16 protein-coding genes and 1 pseudogene are annotated in these 20,132 nt (G+C 61.3%); 8 read left to right on the top strand and 9 right to left on the bottom strand.

All coding sequences use genetic code 11. From position 1 onward, the window contains the following. From N7E02_RS03610 to N7E02_RS03600, 3 genes are all read right to left on the bottom strand, one after another. The gene (locus N7E02_RS03610) at positions 1–387 is read right to left on the bottom strand and encodes a hypothetical protein (RefSeq protein WP_286578097.1); all 387 of its coding nucleotides are present in this window, start codon (positions 385–387) and stop codon (positions 1–3) included. 331 nt (positions 388–718) lie between these two features. Continuing rightward, complete coding sequence (locus N7E02_RS03605; RefSeq protein WP_286578096.1) at positions 719–2,830, bottom strand: carboxy terminal-processing peptidase; 2,112 nt, start codon at positions 2,828–2,830, stop codon at positions 719–721. 223 nt (positions 2,831–3,053) lie between these two features. Next, positions 3,054–4,394 (bottom strand): ATP-binding protein, encoded by a 1,341-nt coding sequence (locus N7E02_RS03600; RefSeq protein ID WP_286578095.1) that lies wholly within the window; start codon positions 4,392–4,394, stop codon positions 3,054–3,056. A gap of 270 nt (positions 4,395–4,664) precedes the next feature. Between N7E02_RS03600 and N7E02_RS03595 the strand changes: the two genes are divergently transcribed. Next, a complete protein-coding gene (locus tag N7E02_RS03595; RefSeq protein ID WP_286578094.1) occupies positions 4,665–5,513 on the top strand; it encodes a MipA/OmpV family protein in 849 nt (282 codons plus the stop codon). A gap of 55 nt (positions 5,514–5,568) precedes the next feature. Here N7E02_RS03595 and N7E02_RS03590 read toward each other — a convergent pair whose 3' ends face one another. The 6 genes and pseudogenes from N7E02_RS03590 to N7E02_RS03565 all read right to left on the bottom strand — a co-directional run bounded on the left by N7E02_RS03590 (position 5,569) and on the right by N7E02_RS03565 (position 12,580). Beyond that, positions 5,569–6,291 (bottom strand): response regulator transcription factor, encoded by a 723-nt coding sequence (locus N7E02_RS03590; protein ID WP_286578093.1) that lies wholly within the window; start codon positions 6,289–6,291, stop codon positions 5,569–5,571. A 123-nt stretch (positions 6,292–6,414) separates the two neighbouring features. Beyond that, positions 6,415–7,032 (bottom strand): methyltransferase family protein, encoded by a 618-nt coding sequence (locus N7E02_RS03585; RefSeq protein ID WP_286578092.1) that lies wholly within the window; start codon positions 7,030–7,032, stop codon positions 6,415–6,417. 191 nt (positions 7,033–7,223) lie between these two features. Next, positions 7,224–8,024: an efflux RND transporter permease subunit gene (locus N7E02_RS03580; protein WP_286578091.1), complete on the bottom strand. Its 801-nt coding sequence runs from the start codon at positions 8,022–8,024 to the stop codon at positions 7,224–7,226. Then, a pseudogene (locus N7E02_RS03575) lies at positions 7,972–10,300 on the bottom strand (efflux RND transporter permease subunit). The gene N7E02_RS03580 and the pseudogene N7E02_RS03575 overlap by 53 nt, the downstream one beginning before the upstream one ends. Then, positions 10,297–11,574 carry an efflux RND transporter periplasmic adaptor subunit gene (locus tag N7E02_RS03570; RefSeq protein WP_286578090.1) on the bottom strand — a complete coding sequence of 426 codons (1,278 nt, stop codon included), beginning with the start codon at positions 11,572–11,574 and terminating at the stop codon, positions 10,297–10,299. Before N7E02_RS03570 ends, N7E02_RS03575 begins: the two are co-directional and overlap by 4 nt. A 133-nt stretch (positions 11,575–11,707) precedes the next feature. Next, positions 11,708–12,580, bottom strand: a complete 873-nt coding sequence (locus N7E02_RS03565) for a LysR family transcriptional regulator (RefSeq protein ID WP_353622783.1) — start codon at positions 12,578–12,580, stop codon at positions 11,708–11,710. Positions 12,581–12,763: 183 nt separating this feature from the next. Between N7E02_RS03565 and argH the strand changes: the two genes are divergently transcribed. The 7 genes from argH to N7E02_RS03530 all read left to right on the top strand — a co-directional run bounded on the left by argH (position 12,764) and on the right by N7E02_RS03530 (position 20,052). Continuing rightward, complete coding sequence (gene argH, locus N7E02_RS03560) at positions 12,764–14,224, top strand: argininosuccinate lyase (protein WP_286578088.1); 1,461 nt, start codon at positions 12,764–12,766, stop codon at positions 14,222–14,224. Then, positions 14,221–15,093 (top strand): amino acid ABC transporter permease, encoded by an 873-nt coding sequence (locus tag N7E02_RS03555; RefSeq protein WP_286578087.1) that lies wholly within the window; start codon positions 14,221–14,223, stop codon positions 15,091–15,093. The genes argH and N7E02_RS03555 overlap by 4 nt, the downstream gene beginning before the upstream one ends. 8 nt (positions 15,094–15,101) lie before the next feature. Beyond that, positions 15,102–15,872, top strand: coding sequence for an amino acid ABC transporter ATP-binding protein (locus N7E02_RS03550; RefSeq protein ID WP_286578086.1), 771 nt, complete (start codon positions 15,102–15,104; stop codon positions 15,870–15,872). An 80-nt stretch (positions 15,873–15,952) separates the two neighbouring features. Further along, on the top strand, positions 15,953–16,780 hold the full coding sequence (locus N7E02_RS03545) for an ABC transporter substrate-binding protein (protein ID WP_286578085.1): 828 nt from the start codon (positions 15,953–15,955) through the stop codon (positions 16,778–16,780). Between the two features lie 140 nt (positions 16,781–16,920). Continuing rightward, positions 16,921–17,799 (top strand): polysaccharide deacetylase family protein, encoded by an 879-nt coding sequence (locus N7E02_RS03540; protein WP_286578084.1) that lies wholly within the window; start codon positions 16,921–16,923, stop codon positions 17,797–17,799. A 137-nt stretch (positions 17,800–17,936) separates the two neighbouring features. Next, the gene (gene speB, locus N7E02_RS03535) at positions 17,937–18,992 is read left to right on the top strand and encodes an agmatinase (protein WP_286578083.1); all 1,056 of its coding nucleotides are present in this window, start codon (positions 17,937–17,939) and stop codon (positions 18,990–18,992) included. A gap of 175 nt (positions 18,993–19,167) precedes the next feature. Next, positions 19,168–20,052: a helix-turn-helix domain-containing protein gene (locus N7E02_RS03530; protein WP_286578082.1), complete on the top strand. Its 885-nt coding sequence runs from the start codon at positions 19,168–19,170 to the stop codon at positions 20,050–20,052. The last annotated feature ends 80 nt before the right edge of the window (positions 20,053–20,132 follow it).

The following is a 20,132-nucleotide window of genomic DNA, read 5'->3' as shown; positions in this document are numbered from 1 at the left end:
TCAGGGCGGTTTGGGAAGCGAGCGATTTGGGCTGATGCCCCGCCCCTCGCGATAAAAGGGATAGACACTTTTGGCCGGCTGGCCGAAGCCATGCAGCAGGAAAACACCAATCACCGCATTCCAGAAACCCAGCACGGTCCAGGGAGTAGCTAAAACAAACCCGACCAGCATGATGGTTTCGGCGCTGAACACGCTCGGTGGAGACAATGCGTGCCAGACCAGATAACCGAACGCGGCCACGGTGAAGACATTGAGACCAAGAACCAGAAGTCGTCTTGATCTTATCGACATACCCGAATAGTCGGCCGGAACTGACGCAACGGCGTCATGGGCCGGAAGCACGGAAGGGGCAGACTGGCGACCAGAGAAACGCCCATCTTGGTCCATGTGGAATAGCTTTCTATCCGAATATCGATGCGCACCCAATTAGAACGCGAGCAGAATCGGACAAGTCGAAGTAACTTTCATTTTAACTACGCACCTGATAACCGGAAATATATTATGCGACACACAATCATTTTTATTCAGGCCGACAGCATCACTTCCATTTGATGCAATTAAATTTACCGTCGAGATACTGCTAGACTCTTTCATCCCGTTTTACCTGCCGCAGGAAAATCCGTTCCTTTCCGGTTGTGCGCGGCTCCAGCTGTGGCGTCGACGCCACGTCCACTCGTAAAGAGCGGATTTCATCGGGAGCTCCGGTCTTGCGGTGGCGTTATTCCCCGTTGGCGTTCCCAGCTTGCTTCTTCCCAGCGCTTTGGCCGGCATCGCGCAGTTTTACCTCATCAGCAACGATGAAAGCCGCTTCGTTTTGCAGCACGTCCTTGGCGTTCTTGCGAGCGTTTTCGATTGCGAGATCGGCAGTCAGGCTACGCTCGTTTGACTGAAGGCCATCGTCGTCTCCGGTCACGCCTGCTTCGTTGAGCGCCTTGAGCCTTTTTGCCAGGGCCGCCTGCTCTTCCCGACGATCAGTCTCATTGAGGGAGATGACAAGCCGGTCCCGCTGCGATTTCAGTTCCGTGGCATCTTCGACGAAACGCTGGAAGTCCTGATCCTTCTTCACGCGGGCATCGTGGAGGCTTTGCAGTTGCGGTATCAATCCATCGACATTGCCGACTGCCTTGTATTTCGCGGGCTTGATCTGGGTCCAGGGCAGTGCATTGTCATAGCTCGACTCGCCGAACTTCTCGGGATCGGAAAGGCCCGGCAGGCTGACATCGGGCGTTACGCCTCGCAACTGTGTCGTACCGCCGTTGATCCGGAAAAACTGGGCAATCGTCAGCTTCAGTTGGCCATATTTCGGCTTGCTGTTGCGAGCTACCTCATCGAGATCGATCACCGTTTGAACTGTGCCCTTGCCGAAACTCGGTTCGCCGATGATCACGCCGCGACCGTAGTCCTGTATCGCGGCCGCGAAAATCTCGGAGGCCGACGCGGAACCGCGGTTGATCAGGACGCCGACCGGTCCCGCCCATACCGGCTTGGAGAGATCATCACGTTCGACTTCGACCTTGCCCTCGGCATCGCGCTGCTGGACCACCGGGCCCTTGCCGACGAACAAGCCTGTCAGGTCGATCGATTCTGCCAGAGAACCGCCGCCGTTATCACGCAGATCGACCAGAACACCGTCGACATTCTGCTTTTTCAGCTCGCCGAGAAGCTTGGCAACGTCGCGGCTTGCGCTGCGGTAATCCTTGTCGCCTTTCCGCCGTGCTTCGAAATCCTCATAAAAAGCCGGCAGGGTTATAACGCCAATCTTGCGGGTGACGCCGCCGTCTTCCACGGAGATGACATTTTGCTTGGCCGCCTGCTTTTCAAGGCTGATCTTGTCTCGCACGAGGCTGATGACGCGATGGCTTGCGCTCTCGCCACCGTCTGCCGGCAGGACGTCCAGGCGAACGATGGAATCCTTTTCGCCACGGATCATTTGCACGACCTCGTCGAGCCGGGTGCCGACCACTTCCTTTATATCGCCACGTTCCCCCTGCCCCACGCCGATGATGCGGTCACCGACGGCCAGCTTTCCCGACGACTGCGCCGGGCCACCTGGAACAAGCTCTCGGATCGTCGTGTATCCATCGCGCTCCTGCAGCACCGCACCGATACCAACCAGCGAAAGCTTCATTGAAATATCGAAATCGGCAGAAGCTGCGGCACCGAAATAATCGGTATGTGGGTCGACGGATGTCGTGTAGGCAGCCATGAACGACTGGAAAACGTCATCGCTCTTGTAGCTGTAAATGCGCTGAAGGATATTCTGATAGCGCTTGTCCAGCGTATCGCGAATGCGCGCGTCGGTTTGACCTGCCAGTTTCAGCCGGAGCCAGTCGTTCTTGACGCGCTTGCGCCACAAGTCATTGTTCTGCGCATCGGATTGCGGCCATGGCGTATTATCATCCGACAGGGTGTAATTTTCCTTCGCGGTGAAGTCGAAGCCCTGCTTCAGCAGGCTGCGCGCATAAGTCATGCGATCGACGACACGCTGTGTGTAGACATTGAAAATCGCGAAGGGAATGGTCAGGTCTTCGCTGGCGATGCCGTCGTCGATGCCCGTGCTGTCAGGAGCGAACGTATCGATATCGGCCTGCAGGAAAAAGCTGCGGTCTGGATCCAAGGATTTTATGAACCGGTCCATTATCTTTGCCGACAGGGCATCGTTCAGCGGAACGGGTTTGTAGGCATACCGGTTCAGGAACTGTTCGCTCAACTGAGCCGCTTGCGCCTGTTGGGGCTGCGGCGACAAGACAGGAGGCGATCCAGCTTCCAGCGAATATGCGGGTGACGCGATTGCCAGGAATACGCCAACTAAACCATATCTAATCCGCATTCAGTTTGGCCTCCAGGAGCATTGTCGGGTCTATTACCAAACGCTGTTGGTGAACCACTGGCGCCGTTTTGGCAACCGCAACGCTGCGCAAAATTCCGTGTCTACCCGCCAAATTGGGTATGATCGGACAAATCCCAGCTTCATCGGCCTCCTCGCTGATCCGGTCGTCAGGAAATTTGCCGCCGAAGGTCGTTCAGCTGAACTTGACGCCATCGGATGCTCGCTATTGCACCCTTGAGCGCTCCGCCAGGGGTATGATGAGCCGTGCGATCAGCCCATTCGGATTACGGTCCAGCAATTCAAGCTTTCCATGATGAGCCTGGATGATTTCGGCGACGATCGAGAGCCCCAGGCCAAAACCCGAATCCGCCCCACCTCGCGCCGCATCGAGTTTGAAGAAGGGCTCGAGCACACGACTTCGATACGCCGCGGGTATCCCCGGCCCGTCATCCATGACGTCGACGACCGCATGGCCATCGATGTTGCGCAGTTCGACCTCGACCTGCGTGCCGAATTTCACGGCGTTCTCGCAGAGATTGGTCACGGCCCGCATCAGTGCCAGCGGCTTGAAGCTGGCGATCATGCGGGACGGCCCGCGGTAGGAGACGGCATGGCCCATGTCGGCGAACTCGTCGCAGATCGTCTGCAGTACTGAGGCGAGATCGACCCTTTGCGCTGCCTCGCTCTGGTGGTTGTCGCGAAGATAGCTCAGGCTTTCCTTGAGCAGGCGGTCGATGCGCTCGATGTCGGTCAGCAGTGCTTCGCGCACCTCGCCATCCTCGACACGATCAGCCCGGAGCCTGAGCCGCGTTAGCGGCGTTCTCAGGTCATGGCTGATGCCGCGCAGCATGCGCGTGCGGGATTCAACCATGGTCGAGATGCGGCGCTGCATGCCGTTCAAGGCACGCGCCAGCGCTACGATCTCGACGCTGCCACGCTCTTCGAACAAGGCCGGTCCGACGGAAATATCGGCCTTCTGGGCAGCGGATGCGATGCCGCGCAGCGGGCTGGTGAGTGCCCATACGGCGAAGACGGAAAACAAGATGATCAGCGTGGCCGTCGCCACCAGATAATTCGACCCGAATCTCAGCGCGTCGCTGCGCAGGAAGCTTTCCGGCAACAGTTCGGTGACAAGCAGCGTCTTGTCGTCCACCTGCGCGGCAAGAACGCGCTTGCCGTCGACAAAGGTTCTCCATCCGCCGAATGGAATCGGGCGGTCTTCCGGCGGCAGCAGTTGATCGATTATCCTCTGCATGAACGGCTCGTCCGGAGAAGAGGTGGTGACATCGTCGAAATAGGAGATCGGACGCAGTTCAAGGCCCTGACCGTTGCGATTGGCGGCGGCGACGATGAGATCACGCTCGGCAGGCGTCGCAGCCGCCAGGGTGAGCGCGATCGCCGAAATACGCGCTGACATGCCCTCCAGGTCGGGCGTGTCATATTCGTCCCTGACCCAGCTCTCCAATGTCGAGCCTATGACGAAGGCGATCACCAAACACGCCAGGATGACGGCGGTGATCTGGCCGTGGATGGTCGAGCCCCAACGGGACAAGCGAAATAGCAAGATGCCTCCTCAGGCCATGGCCCGTTCTGCGCAAGAACGATGTGCGGACATCGGTGTCGCGTACCGAAGATAGCGGTCAGCGGCAAAATTGAACATTAAGTTTTGTGTCGATCCTGCGGAAAAGGCGCGGAATTTCGCCGCGGTCAACCTCCTGCAACAATGCGTAACACAAATACATCCAGTGCCGGTTCTCTTCATGACAGGAGGGACGTGTTGCAAGCACGGCCCGCTTTTCCTGGCGGCGCCCCGTGTCAAATCACTGGAGCACCCATGTCTTCTACCCAACGGACCGAACGGCGACTTCTTGCAAGTGCCCTACACGTCTCGCTCGTGCTGATTGGCACGGGCGCCCATGCGCTTGCCGCCGATGCGAGCCTCTCCGACCAATCGCCGGAGCCGCCTTTCGATCAGGAACGCTTCAAGGACGAGAAGCCCGAGAAAAACTGGAGCCTGATCCTCGGTGCCGGCGCAATCTACGAACCCGAATATGAGGGCGGCGACGATTTTGAAGTGCAGCCCGTCCCGATCGTGGTCTTCACCTATGGAGAATGGCTTGAGATCGACCCTACCGGGGTAACCATCACGCCCTTTCGCCGCGACGGCTTCGCGCTGGCCGCAAAGGTCGGCTATGAAGGCGGCCGGGACGAGGATGATGCAGATCGCCTCGACGGTCTCGGTGACATCGACTTCGCGGCGACGGTCGGCGCGAAGGCCTCCTATAGCTGGAACGGTTTCGAGGTTTACGCCACGATCGACCAGACGATCGATGGCAGCGAGAGCCTGATCGGCACGATCGGCGCCGAATATCAGGCACCGGTGACCGAGCGGCTGATCCTTGGTGCGGGCGTCGAGGCGGTGATTGCCAACGACAAGCACATGGAAGCCTATTTCGGCGTCAACGCCGCCCAGGCAGCACGGTCCGGCCTTCCCGAATACAAGGCCGAGGCCGGCTTCAAGCGCGTCAACGTCTCGGCATCGGCCACCTACATGCTGAGCGAGAACTGGCTCGTGCGTGGTGAGGCAAGCCTCGGCATCCTGACCGGCGACGCGGCCGACAGCCCGATCGTGGAAGAGAAGCTGCAGCCCTCGACGTCGCTGTTCGTCGGCTACAAGTTCTGAACCAGTAGAAATGATGAAAAAAGGCCGGGCGATCGCCCGGCTTTTCTGTTTGGGGTCAGCCGTGCTCGACGCCGGCGGTGAACATGTAGCCGCCCAACCTCACGGTTTGCAGCAACACCGGGTTCTTCGGGTCCGCCTCGATCTTCTGGCGCAGGCGGCTGATATGCACGTCGACGCTGCGCTCGATCGGCCCGGCGAGCCCCGTATGGGTGAGCGAGAGAAGCTCCTCGCGCGTGATGACACGCCCAGGATTGCGGCAGAAGGCGAGGAGCAGGTCGAATTCCGTCGTCGTCACCGCCACGCGGGCATTGCTGGGGTCGTGCAATTGCCGCCGGAGCGGGTCGATCTGCCAGCCTTCGAAACGCAGCTTGCGCTGCACCGTCGTATGCGCCAGCCCATAGGAGGCTCGCCGCAGAAGACTGCGGATGCGGGCGACCACCTCGCGCGGGCTGAAGGGCTTGGTGACGTAATCGTCGGCACCGACTTCCAGGCCGACGATGCGGTCGATCTCCTCGCCGAGTGCCGTCAGGAGAATGATCGGCGTCGTCTTTTCCGAGCGGATGCGCCGGCAGATGCTGAGGCCGTCCTCGCCGGGCAGCATGACATCAAGGATGATGAGATCGAATTCGTTGCTGCGCAGCAAGGCGTTCATGATCTGACCGTCTTCCGCGACGGTGGGGATCATGCCGTTTTCCTGCACCGCAAGCGCCAGTAGCTTGCCGATCTCGGGATCGTCCTCAACGATCAGAATTTTCGCACTGGCAGTATTTCCCTGCACGGTCGTCACCCTAACTTGCCCTGGCTCGCTTGCCTTGGAGCGTGCATGGCATGCCGCGCCGGCTGCAAATGTTTCGCTTTATTAAGTTTTGTTGCGAGGCTTGGGAAGGGTGCCTGATCAAGGTCAGACCGGCATCGTCCATATGACGGGCAGAATGCCCTCATCCTGACCGAGCTTGATGAGATCGATGGCGATCCAGGCGCCGAGAAACACTAGCCCGTCCCTGAGGCTCCCAATCGCGCCCGACGAACGCAACGGCACGTCCTCGCATTCCTGCCAAAGCGAGAGATCCGGCCAGAAGCGCGGCACCCTGTTCCGATAATCCTCAAACCCTGTGCCGTACCGGCTGGCGAGATAGGTCTCCTCGCCGCGCATCGCCATATCGAAGGCGAGATAGGCGGTAAGCACGAACAGTGCCATCGACAAGAGGCTGCCGGTCTGCGCGCCGAGGCCGGCAATGCCGATCAGGCTGAAGAAATAGAGCGGGTTGCGTGTGATCGAATAGGGGCCGACGGTCACCAGTTCGGAATTCTTGCGCCCGCCGATATAGAAGAGCGACCATCCGCGCCCGGCAATCGCCACGAAGATCGCCAGCGTGCCGATAACGTCGAAGACGATGTTCACCAGTGGCAGCACCGGCGGCGCGGAGGTTACCGCGAGCAGGCAGAAGGCGAGACCGCCCAGCGCCCGTAGAGCGTTGATGCGGTAGAGCTGCAGAAAGGGTACGCCGGCATTGTTCATGATGGTTCGAAGCCTCGTGGGGAAGGAAACATGTCCGTTCTTCCCACGCCGCCGGGCGTTCCGGCTTAATGATATGTTGCATCCTGTTAAACCGGACTGAGAAATGTGACGGAGCCGGCCAAGTGACTTCCACCTTATTGGCCGGCTCCGCCATCCGCGCCGCTGTGCGATTAGGGGGCAGCAGCGCGCAATCACCGGGCCTGGTCAGGACCCGCTTCAGCCGACTGGAGGAAAGGCCGGAAGAGGCGGCCGGCGCGGTCGCCGAAGCCGGAGATGATAAGATGCAGCGACGGGATGACGATCAGCGACAGGATGGTGGAGACCAGGAGCCCGCCGATGACGGCGATCGCCATCGGCGCCCGGAACTCGCCGCCATCTCCCACGCCGAAGGCGGATGGCAGCATGCCGCCGGCCATGGCAAGCGTCGTCATCAGGATCGGCCGCGCCCGCTCCAGGCACGCCTCGACGACGGCTTCGATACGGGAGAGGCCATGCGCCTCCCTCTCGATCGCGAAATCTACCAGCATGATGGCGTTCTTCGTCACTATGCCCATCAGCATCAGGATGCCGATGACGACCGGCAGTGAGATGGCGTGACCGCTGAGGAGAAGGGCTGCAACCACGCCGCCGATGGAAAGCGGTAGCGAGGCGAGGATGGTGACGGGCGACAGGACGCTTCTGAACAGCAGGATCAGCACGATGAAGACGAGCATGATCCCAGCGCCCATGGCCACGGCGAAGCTTTCGAAAACTTCGCCTTCGGTGTCGGAATCGCCGGTCGCCTGTACCCGCACGCCATCGGGCAGGTTCCGGACGCTCTCCAATTGCTGGAGCCGTGCCAGCCCCTGGCCGGAGGTCAGCCCATCCGCCATGTCGGCGCCGATCTCGATCCGCCGCTGCCGATCGAAGCGATCAATCGCGGCAACGGTCTCGTCGAAGTCAATCTTGGCAACCGCCGCGAGCGGAACCTGGCCGCCTGCGCTGGTCGGCACGCTCAGCGTCTCGAAAATCGGCAACCTCCCCGCGCCGCGCGGTCGAGGAGGACCCGGATCGGGATCTGCCGGGAGCCCTCGATGAGATTTGCAAGGCGGAATCCACGTCGCCGATTGTCGATATGCGCATTGTGCTTGCGATATCTGCTGTGGAAACACCAAGCGTCGCGGCTTTGTCGGTATCGACCGTCATGCGCAGTTCGGGGCGAAGGGCAAGGTTGTCGCTGGCCGGATCGACGAAGCTGCCATCCTTAGCCATCTCGCGCAGGATACGATCGGTTACCTGCTGAACGGCCTCGCCATCGTTGCCGAGCACGGAAAAGGATAGGTCGCGACTGCCGCGATCATTGAGGAAGCGCAGGCGTGCATCGGGAATATCCGCGAGCGCTTTTCCGAGTTCGGCCTCGATCGCGAAGGAAGAGCGAGCCCGCTCGCTCTTGTGGCTGAGATCGATCGAGACGACCGCGTAGCGTACGTCCTGCCGGCCGGTCATGCTTGAGCCGGCGCGAACCAGGACGCCATCGACCTCGTCGAATTTGCCGATGATGGCAGCAATGCCGTCCGTCACGCCGCGGGTGTCATCGAGCGTGGAACCGGGCGGCAGTTCCACCGTCAGCGCCAACCGTCCTGTATCCTCTTCCGGCAGAAACGTAGTGGGGATTGACGTCAATGAGACGATGGCAGCGGCGAAGAGGCCGATTGCGAATGCTGCCGTAACCCAGCGCCAGCGTAATGTCATTCGCAGGAAAGCTTCGTAAGCGACTGCAAGCCTGCCTTTTCTCGCCTCCGCCGGAAGAGATCCCGTCATCAGATAGGCCGCCATGATCGGGGTGATCAGACGCGCAACCAGCAGGAAAAGAATACTGCGACCGCCACGGTCAGGCCGAATTCCCGGAAATAGAGCCCGACAACGCCGCTCATCAGCCCAACCGGTGCGAAGACCGCGATGATCGTTGCGGAAATGGCGATGACCGCAAGGCCGATCTCGTCGGAAGCATCGAGCGCGGCTCGGTAGGCCGACTTTCCCATGTTGCGGTGGCGCACGACATTCTCGATCTCGACGATCGCGTCGTCGACCAGGATGCCGGTAACCAGCGTGATGGCCAGGAGGCTGAGGATATTCAACGAGAAGCCGAGCAGGTCGAGCGCGAAGAAGGTCGGGATGATCGACAACGGCAGGGCGACGGCAGCGACCATGGTCGCGCGCCAGTCGCGCAAAAGAGGAAGACCACGACGATCGACAGAGCAGCGCCTTCGAGCAGCGTGTTCATCGCCGAATGATAGTTGCCGGCCGTATAGGAAACACTGTCGTCGACGAGACCGAAACGGAGATCCGGATGCGCGGTCTGCAGCTTCGCCACAGTTTCCGCGACAGCCGCCGCCACCGAAACGTCGCTTGCCCCCTGGGAGCGGTAGACGGCAAAACCGACGATATCCGCACCGTTCAGGGTTGCGAATGCCCTCGGTTCGGCAACAGTGTCACGCACGCGGGCGATGTCTTCCAAACGCACGGAATTCTCGCCGGACAGTGACAGGCGCCGGGCACCAAGTTCTTCAACCGTAGCTGCTGCGGCGACGGTCGTCAGGACCTGCTCGCCGCCCTCCACATCGCTGCGCCCGCCCGAACGGTCGAGCTGTGTCTCGACGATCGTCGAGTTGACCGAAGCCGCGGACAAGGAAAGCGCCTGCAGCCGGTCCGCATCGAGTTCCACGTGTATTTCCCGGTCAGCGCCACCGATCCGATCGACGCGGCCCACGCCCGAAAGGCCCTGCAGGTCACGAGTCACGGTGTCGTCGACGAACCAGGAGAGTTCCGCCACCGTCATGTCCTGGCTGGCCACCGCATAGGTGACGACGGATTGCGCTTCTTCCTCGATCCGCTCGATGACCGGCTCGTCGATCGTGCCCGGCAGATCACCGCGAATGCGGGTGACGGCATCGCGTACATCCGCCATGGCCCGGTCAGGTGACACGAGGCCGAGCTCGAACTCCACCGTCGTGACCGACCGCCCCTCCCCGATGGTCGAGGACAGTTCCTTGATGGCCGGAAGCGAGGCGATCGCGTTCTCCACGAGCCGCGTCACTTCGGTCTCGAGTTCGACCGGCGTGGCGCCGGCCTGTTCGACCGTCACCTTGACCGTCGGCGTGATGATGGTCGGGAAATAGGTGATGGGCAGGCGGGCAAAGCTGTAGAGCCCGGCAACCGTCAGGAGAACGAACAGGAGCACGGATGGGAGGGGATTGCGGATCGCCCAGGCGGATATATTGGCGTTCATCGCGCGACCTCGCGCTCTTCCATGGTGAAGGCGGCGATATGATCCATGGGAGGGCGACCGGAGGCGGCGACGACCGGTTTGACCTTGTCCTCTGCCTTCAGGAAACCGCCGGATTTCAGCACGACCATTTCGCCATCACTGACGCCGTCGACGATCTCGACCAAGCCTTCCTGGCGTGCGCCGATCGTCACCTGCCTCAGGTCGATCACACCGTCTCGGACGACGAAAACGTTGCTGCGGCCGCCGGCGGTCTTTACCGCGCTGCCGGGAAGCAGGATATTGCGCCGCGCCGACGCATTGATGCTGCCGCGCGCGAAGGCGCCGGGCTTCAATCCTGCAATATCGTCGAGCTCGACACGCACCTCGCCGCTTCGCGTCGCAGCATCGAGACCGGCCGCGTTCATCCGCACGGTGCCGCCGAGCGAGCCTTCGTAACCAGAGAGAGCAATCTCCGCGCGCATACCCTCGCCGATCCTCAGGAAACTGGTCTCCGTCACCTGCGCGACGAATTCGACGACTGCCTCTCTGGCGATGACGAAGAGAGGCACTGTCGATGCAGACGTCATGGCGCCGACGCGCGCGGCTCTTCGCAGCACCAGACCCGCCTCGGGTGCTCGCACCGTGCTGCGCTCGATCGTCAGTTCGATCTCGCGCCTTTCGCGGGCGACGAGTTCCATGTCGGCTTCGGCAAGTGCCACGGACTGGCGCGCGAGACCAAGTTCGGCGAGCGCGCGGGCATGCGCGTTCTCATGTTCATCGAGAAGCTGTTGTGAGACCACTCCCCTCGGCTGCAAGGCGCGGCTGCGTTCGAGCACCCGGCGCGCCTGCGCCTCGGTGACCGATGCGACGTCGAGCCTGCTCGCCTCCACCTGCATGGCAGCCCTGGCGCGCAGGATGCTGACGGCATTCTTGTCGAGAAGCATCAGCGCTTCGGTCTTCTCGATAAGCGCGAGCGGCTGCCCCTTCTCAACCCGCTGACCGACCTCGACGAGGATCTTTTCGATCGCCCGCCCTTCGATGAGAGGATGGACTTCGACCTCCTCCTTTGCAGCCAGCGAGCCAACGACCGGGATCTTTTCAGCCACGGCCGCCTGTCGTGCCACGACCACCGTCACCGGCATCTGTTCCTGCCCGCGGGCGGCGGCGAACAAGACGAGCCAGAGCAGAAACGAGCTTAAGACTAGGGCGACGACGGAACGCAATGGAGACAAAACTGATCGGGAGAAACCACCCATGAAACGACCTTCCGTTTGATCCGCGAGCCAACTGCCCATGCGGATGATCCGGATCCGACCGTAGCGATATGGCGGACGATGGAGATGTCATCGCATTAAGAAACGTTGCGAGTGCCGCCGATCGGCGCGACGAGAGATAGGACGAAAACTGACGAGCTGCGACGATAGCAGTCTAGTCCCGCACGGATCCTGCTTCCGTGTGAATCCATCGCTTGAACAGGGTCATCGACTGGCTCAAGGGCAGATTGCGCGGCCGGGTGAACCAGTAGCCGTGGTCGCTGCGATATCCGAGACCTGCCGGATTGACGAGGCGACCCGTGGCGAGTTCCTCGACAATAAGGCCATGCGGGATCAATGCCATGCCTTGGCCTGCGAGTGCGGCTCGGATCACCATGGTGTAATAGCCGAAACGCATCGTGTGCCGTGCCGCAAGCGTGGGTTCACCATGGAAAGCTGCGAAGAAGGGCCAATGGAAGGGCGTCTGCGGATGTTCAAGCATCACGCCCTTCGACGCCGCTTCGATCGAGGCCGGTTCGCCGATCTTCTCCCAATAGGACGGCGCGCTGACGAGCCGGATATCGTGGCCGAACAGATAGTCGCCCTGCTCGTCGTCTACCGGCTTCACCACGAAGCGCACCATGCCGTCGGGGACTTCCGTCTGCGTCTTGGAGACGAAGGTGGTGAACTGGACCTCGATCTCCGGATGGGCCTCGGTGAACTGCGCGAAACGCGGCAGAAGCCAGCGGTCGCCGAAGATCGGCGGCACCTGCAGGCGCAGCACGCGCGGGCCGGGCTTCAACCGCGCCACCTTCAGCGCCGCATCCTCCATCGCCTTGATCGCGGTGCGTGCGTGCTCGATGTAGATGGCGCCGAGTTCCGTCGGCACCATTCCGTTCGGGGTCCGAAGGAAGGCTGGGCCGCCGATCAGCTCTTCCAGTCCCAGCAACTGCTTGCTGACGGCACTCTGCGACAGGGATACGGGTTCGGCGGCTGCACTTGTCGAGCCGCGCTCGGCGACGGCCAGCAAGACCTGCAGCGCCGTCATCGACGGAAATTGTTTGCGACCCGACACTTCAAACTCACGCGGAACATTAGTCCGATCAAGACTAAGCGACACACGATCATATGGCTAGTCGTTTTCGTCATAGTCCAAGTCATTTTCTTCGTTTGCCGCAAATGCGGCCACGTGAAATCTTTGCCTAAATTTACGACAAACAAGGGAACACATATGTCGGAGCCGACACAGCTCTGGGGTGGACGTTTCAAGTCCGGCCCATCCGAAGCGCTTGCCAATCTCTCCCGCGCACATCCTTCCTATTTCCGTCTTTACCGCGAAGATCTGGCCGGTTCCCGCGCTCATGCGTCCGAACTGAAGCGTGCCGGCGTGCTGGATGAGGCGGAATTCGCCACGATCCGCGATGCGCTCGACGAGATCGAGGCCGATATCGCCGAGAAGCGCGAGCAGCCGATCGCCTCCGACGAGGACATCCACACCTTCATCGAGCGCCTGCTGATGCAGCGCCTCGGCACGCTCGGCGGCAAGCTGCGCGCCGGCCGGTCACGCAACGACCAGACGTCGAACAATACCCGCCTCTACCTGCGCCGCATGGCCCGCGAGCTCTCGCGCGGCATCATCGAGGTCGAAAAGGCGCTCGTCGCGCAGTCCGCCAGGCATGTCGAAACGGTCATGCCGGGCTTCACCCACCTGCAGCCGGCACAGCCGATCGTGCTCGGCCATCACCTGATGGCGCATGCGCAGAGCCTGCTGCGCGACCTTGAACGCTTCGAGGAATTCGACCGCCGCTTCGACCGTTCGCCGCTTGGCGCAGCAGCTCTCGCTGGCTCCGGCATTGCCTGCCGGCCGGACCTTTCCGCCGTCGAACTCGGTTACTCGGCAGCCTGCGAAAACTCGATCGACGCCGTTTCGGCCCGCGATCATGTCGCCGAATTCCTGTTCATCTGCTCGCTGGCGACGGTCAGTCTGTCGCGCCTTGCAGAAGAAATCTGCATCTGGGCCTCCAAGCAATTCAGTTGGGTCAAGCTGCATGACAGCTATTCGACCGGCTCCTCCATCATGCCGCAGAAGAAGAACCCGGACATCGCCGAACTGACGCGCGGCATGACCGGCACGCTGATCGGCAACGTCACCGGCTTCCTCGCCACGATGAAGGCCATGCCGCTCGCCTATAACCGCGACCTCGCGGAAGACAAGCGCGTGCTGTTCGAAAGCATCGACGTGCTCGAACTGATCCTGCCGGCCTTTGCCGGCATGGTCGAGACGCTGGAATTCGATGTCGCGAAGCTGCGCGAAGAAGCGCCCAAGGGCTTCACGCTCGCGACCGAAGTGGCGGATTGGCTGGTTTCCGAGGGCGTGCCCTTTGCCCAGGCGCATGAGATCACCGGTGCCGTGGTCCGCTATTGCGAGGAGCGCGGCCATGATCTCGCCGGCCTCACCGCAGAAGATCTGCCGAAGATCGACGACCGCCTGAAGCCCGGCGTGCTCGATGCCATCACACTCGAAGGCGCGTTGGCCAGCCGCACCGGCTATGGCTCGACCTCGCCGGCCCGCGTGCGCGAACAGATCGAGCGCTTCAACGCCGCCCTTGAAGGCAAGGCGCGTTTTGCTACGGTCGAGATACTGCCGGCAAGTACTGCGGCTTCGTCTGAACTTTCCCGAGGTACCCGATGAGCACGGCCGAAACTTCGCCCACCACGCTCGAACAGAAATACGAGATCGCCCATCTGAAGCTCGTGCCGAAGCGCCATATCGGACGCACGATCGCGGCGGCCATCGTGATTCTGCTGCTCGCCGCCCTCGTGCGGGCCTTCAGCGTCGGCCAGATCGAGTGGTCCTATGTCGGGGACTTCCTGTTCGCGCCGGTCATTCTCGAAGGCCTCGTCAACACGCTGGTCATGACGATCGCCGCCATGGCGATCGGCATCGTGCTCGGTGTCGTCGTCGCCATCATGCGCATTTCCGGCAATCCCGTCCTGTCGTGGATCGCGATCGTCTATCTCTGGCTCTTTCGCGGCGCGCCGGCGCTGCTGCAGCTGATGATCTGGTTCAATCTCGCGCTGATCTTCCCGACGCTCGGCATTCCCGGCCTGTTCGAATTCCGCACCGTCGACGTCATGACGCCCTTCGTCGCCGCCATGCTCGGCCTCGGCATCCAGCAGGGTGCCTACACGTCGGAAGTGGTGCGAAGCGGCCTTCTGTCGGTCGATGCCGGCCAGTATGAGGCGGCCCGCACGATCGGCATGACGCAGATGAAGATGCTGCGCCGCATCGTTCTGCCGCAGGCCATGCGCGTCATGGTGCCGCCGGTCGGCAACGAGGTGATCGGCATGGTCAAGCTCACTTCGCTTGCCAGCGTCATCCAGTTTTCCGAAATCCTGCACAATGCGCAGGTCATCTACTATGCCAACACCCGCGTTCTCGAACTGCTGCTGGTAGCAAGCTTCTGGTATCTCGTCGTGGTGTCCGTTCTGTCCGTCATCCAACAGCGCATCGAGCGCTATTATGGCCGCGGATCGAAATCCATCAGAGCGTCGATGTGAGGTTGGACATGACAAAGGATATTCTGGTCAAGGCGATCGACGTCACCAAGAGCTTCGAGGCGTTCAAGGCGCTCGACAAGGTCGGCATGGAAGTCAGACGCGGCGAAGTTGCCTGCATCATCGGGCCTTCCGGCTCCGGCAAGAGCACGTTCCTGCGCTGCATCAACCTTTTGGAACGGATGGACGAAGGCGCCATCTGGGTCAATGACGAGCTGATGGGCTATCGTCGCGAAGGCGACAACCTGCATGAGCTGAGCGACAAGGAAATCTCCCGCCAGCGCCGTCGCATCGGCATGGTGTTCCAGCGCTTCAACCTCTTCCCGCACCTGACGGCGGTCGAGAACGTGATGGAAGGGCCTATCCAGGTTCTCGGCCATCCGTCGGCCAAGGCCCGCGAGGAGGCGCTTGCGCTTCTGGCCCGCGTCGGCCTCGGCGACAAGGCCAATCACTACCCTTCAGAGCTATCCGGCGGCCAGCAGCAGCGTGTCGCGATCGCCCGCGCCATGGGCATGCAGCCGGACCTCATCCTGTTCGACGAGCCGACTTCGGCGCTCGACCCCGAACTGGTTTCGGAAGTGCTCGACGTGATGAAGGATCTGGCGGCCTCCGGCATGACCATGATCGTCGTCACCCACGAACTCGGCTTTGCCCGCAACGTCGCCAATACCGTCACCTTCATGGAGGCCGGCAAGGTGGTGGAGACGGGACCGGCCTCGGAAGTGCTGAGCGCGCCGAAGAGCGCGCGCACCGCCGAATTCATCAAGGCCGTCCACGCCTGACATGATCGGGCCGGCGCATGTGCCGGTCTGGAAACCCAACAGAGACATCAATACAGCCAACCGCGAAAAGGGGAACTTTCATGAAAACTGCTCTCATTGCCCTGACGGCAATCCTGGCCTCGACGGCCGTCCATGCCGAAGGCCTGCCGGAGCGCATCAAGTCGGCCGGCAAGGTCGTCGTCGCCAATACGCCGAACTACCCGCCGATGGAATACAAGGACCCAGCGACCAACACGCTGATGGGCCTCGATATCGACCTCGGCCTGGCGCTCGCCAAGCAGCTCGGCACCACCGTCGAGTGGTCCGACATCGGCTTCGAGCAGATGGTGCCTTCCGTCACCACCGGCCGCGTCGACCTCATCCATTCGGGCATGAGCGACCTCGAGAAGCGCCGCGAGACCCTCGATTTCGTCGACTACATGAAGTCCGGCGCCCAGTTCTACACCGTCGCTGCCCGCAAGGACGAGCTGAAGACCGAGACCGACCTCTGCGGCAAGTCGGTCGGCATGAGCCGCCGCACCTCCTTCCCGGATGAAACCGCGAAGTGGAGCGCGGCCAACTGCGAAGCCAAGGGCCTGCCGGCCATCAAGGTCGTCGGCACCGAAGGTTCGGCCGATGCCCGCACCCAGCTGAAGCAGGGCCGCGTCGACGCCGCCGTCCAGGGTTCGGAAACCGTTCCCTACCTGATGAACCTGGAAAAGGACGCCTATGTCGCGATCGGCAAGCCCTTTACCGCCGTCTACCAGGGCATCGGCTTTGCCAAGAAGGACACCGAGCTGCGTGACGCCTATATCGCGGCCATGAAGGCCCTGATGGCCAGCGGCGAATACAAGACGATCCTCGCCAAATGGAATCTCGAAGCCGCAGCGCTCGACGGCATCTACATCAATGGCGAAATCGTGAAGTAAGATATCCCGCAAGGCGGGGTATCTGTCGGCGATATACGATCGGCCGGCAGGTTGGCGGACCACTCCCGTCCTGCTTCCGGATACCGGGCCATCACTCCCGATGGCCCGGTTCCAGCTATTGAATTATCGGGATGCCTCTCATGGCCTATGACCTTTCTCCCCGCCCGCTCAATCCAGCACCAGCGACACCGCCGATGACCTGGCCGAATGGCGCCAAGAGCGCGCTCTTCATCGGTTTCGACGTCGATGCCGAGACTGCCTGGATCGGCAACAATCCGTCCAATGTCGACCGCATGGTGACGACCTCCCATGGCGGCTACGATGCCCGCGTCGGCATTGCGAAGATCGTCGAGCTGATGGACGAGCTTTCGCTGCCGGCAACCTTCTTCATTCCCGGCTGGACGGCGCTGGCGCATCCGGCGCAATGCGAGGCGATCCTCAAGGCCGGCCACGAAATCGGCCATCACGGTTACCTGCACAAGCTTCCGGATCGCGACAGGCTGGAAGAGGCCTTCGAGGAGATTGACCGCGGATATGAGGCGCTGAAACAGGCGCTCGGCCTGCGGCCGATCGGCTATCGCGCTCCATCCGGCGAGAATTTCCCGGAATTGCTGGCCCACCTCTCCAAATCCGGCATGCGCTATTCCAGCTCCTTCCGCGACGACATCCTGCCGTATCGCCATGCAGATCATGGCGGCGAACGGGGACTGATCGAGATCCCGGTCAACTTCACCTTCGACGACTGGAATTTCGGCATGACCAGCCGCACGAGTTCCCGGCCGATCTTCGGGCGCGAGGCCGTGCTGCAGATGTGGATTGACGAGTTCGAGGCGACCCATGCCTGGGGCGGCGTCACGACGCTGGTGCTGCATCCGCAGGTCTCCGGCCGGCCGATGCGCTGGCACCTGCTGCGCGATTTCCTCAAGCATGTGCAGGCAAAATCCGATGTCTGGATTGCAACGGGCGAAGAGATTGCCGACCATTTCGAAGCGCTGGAAGCGGCGCGCACGAAAGCCTGAATACACACACCTAGAGCAGTTCCGCTTTTCTTCGAATCGCGAAACCACTCTATCTCTTTGATTTGACGCAGTTTCGGACGCAAAACCGCTTCGCACTTTTGCTGGAACTGCTCTAAGCAGAACGGGTACAGACGGACATGACATTCGACAAGAACAAGCTGGAAGGGCTGCGGGCAAAATATGGCGAGGGCCATGGCGGCAGTATTCACGACCCGGAATTTCGTGCCGTTGCCGATCGCATCTTTTCGGCGAGCGGCACACGCGCCGCGCCCTATGCAGGCGTCCCGACCTTTCTCGACGCACCGCTGCTGACCGTTGACACGGAGAACCCGGATTTCGGCGACCTGCAGGTGGCCTTGATCGGCATACCGATGGATCTCGGCGTGACCAACCGTCCCGGTTCGCGCTTCGGACCCCGCGCCGTGCGCACCATCGAGCGCGTCGGGCCGTATAATCACGTCCTGAAGACCGCGCCGACCTTCGAGATCAAGGTGGCAGATATCGGCGACGTGGCCTTCCGCAGCCGCTACCGGCTGGAGATGAGCCACGAGGATATCGAAAAACGCCTCAACCAGGTCGTCGATGCCGGCGTCATTCCGCTTTCGGTCGGTGGCGACCATTCGATCACCCATCCGATCCTGAAGGCCGTGGGCAAGGGCAAGCCGGTCGGCATGATCCATATCGACGCCCATTGCGACACCGGCGGCGCCTACGACCTCACCAAGTTCCACCATGGCGGCCCGTTCCGCAACGCGGTGCTCGACGGCGTGCTGGACCCCACCCGCGTGATCCAGATCGGCATTCGCGGTGCCGCCGAATATCTCTGGGAATTCTCCTACGAGAGCGGCATGACGGTGATCCATGCCGAAGAGATCGGCAAGATGGGCATCGAGGCCGTGATCGCAAAGGCGCGCGAGGTGGTGGGCGACGGCCCGACATATCTCTCCTTCGATATCGACAGCCTCGATCCGGCCTTTGCGCCGGGAACCGGCACGCCGGAGATCGGCGGCCTGACCAGCCGGCAGGCACTCGACATTCTGCACGGCCTGAAGGGCCTGAACTTCGTCGGCGGCGACGTCGTGGAAGTGGCGCCGCAATATGATGCGACCACCAATACCGCTCATGCCGGCGCACAGATGCTGTTCGAGATCCTCAGCCTCATCCGTTTCAGCCCGGCGATCGCCGCTGACTGAACAGTTGTTGGCAGGCCATAACAGATAGATGCATCATGCCCGGAGATTTTCCGGGCATGGCTATTTCTTCGGGCGGCCGACCGACATGAGCTTTTTGCTTGGCTCGGTTCCCGCTAGAATGCCCCGAAGCGGCGACCCTCAATGCAAACAGCGCCGACTTGAGGAAACCTCTGCAATGGCGCCCAAGGTCGCGCGCAAGCCTGTCCATGAACCGATAGTCGCTTCCCCGACGGATTCCTTCATCTGGCGGCAAGATGACTATCCATTGCCGTGGAGCGTCTGGAACGCGCATCCGGAATGCGAGATCCATCTGATCCGCAATGCAGAGGGTACCTGTCATATTGGCGACTATGTCGGCAGTTTCACCGCAGGTGATCTGTTCATAACAGGACGTGGGCTCGCCCATAACTGGGTGACCCCGCTGGCCCAGGATGAAGCAATAGAAGGCCGCGACGTGCTCATCCAGTTCGATGAGGATCGCATTTTGCGGACGGCCAGCGAATGGCCGGAACTTGCAAGCCTGAAGCCCTTTCTAATCGCCGCTCGCCGGGGGATGGTTTTTGAAGGAGAGACCAGGATGGCAGGTGGACAGCTGATGGAGGCGATCAGAGAGGCTCGCGGTGTCGAACGTCTTTCGCTGTTTCTCCAGTTGCTTCATGTGCTTTCGTCAAGCACAGAGCGACGGCTCCTCTCATCGGAAAACTTCGCACCGAATTCGGATCTCAATTCCCATCGAGCCATTCGTGACGTCCTGAGCTGGATGGCCGAAAATTGCGCCGATAACATCCGCCTGGCAGATCCGGCCGCGCGCGTCGGCATGACCGAGACGTCCTTCTCGCGCTTTTTCAAGCGCCATACCGGCACGACATTCAGCCGCTACCTCAGCGAATTGCGCATCGCCAAGGCATGCCAGGCCCTTGACCGAACAGATCTGGCGATCACCGCGGTTGCGCCGGAGGTCGGAGACGACAACCTCTCCAACTTCAATCGGGCGTTTCGTCTGTTACGCGGGATGCCACCGAGCCAGTATCGTGCGATCCGGCGGAAGATCCAAAACTGACGCTATTTTTCCTGGATATCCCGCCAGTCATACGCTCGAGTGTGCCGACGAGATAAAATTTCATCACATTCTCGCATAGC

It is taken from the genome of Terrirhizobium terrae (assembly GCF_030323265.1).
Lineage (GTDB): Bacteria > Pseudomonadota > Alphaproteobacteria > Rhizobiales > Rhizobiaceae > Neorhizobium.
This window is presented reverse-complemented; position numbering and strand designations above follow the sequence as displayed.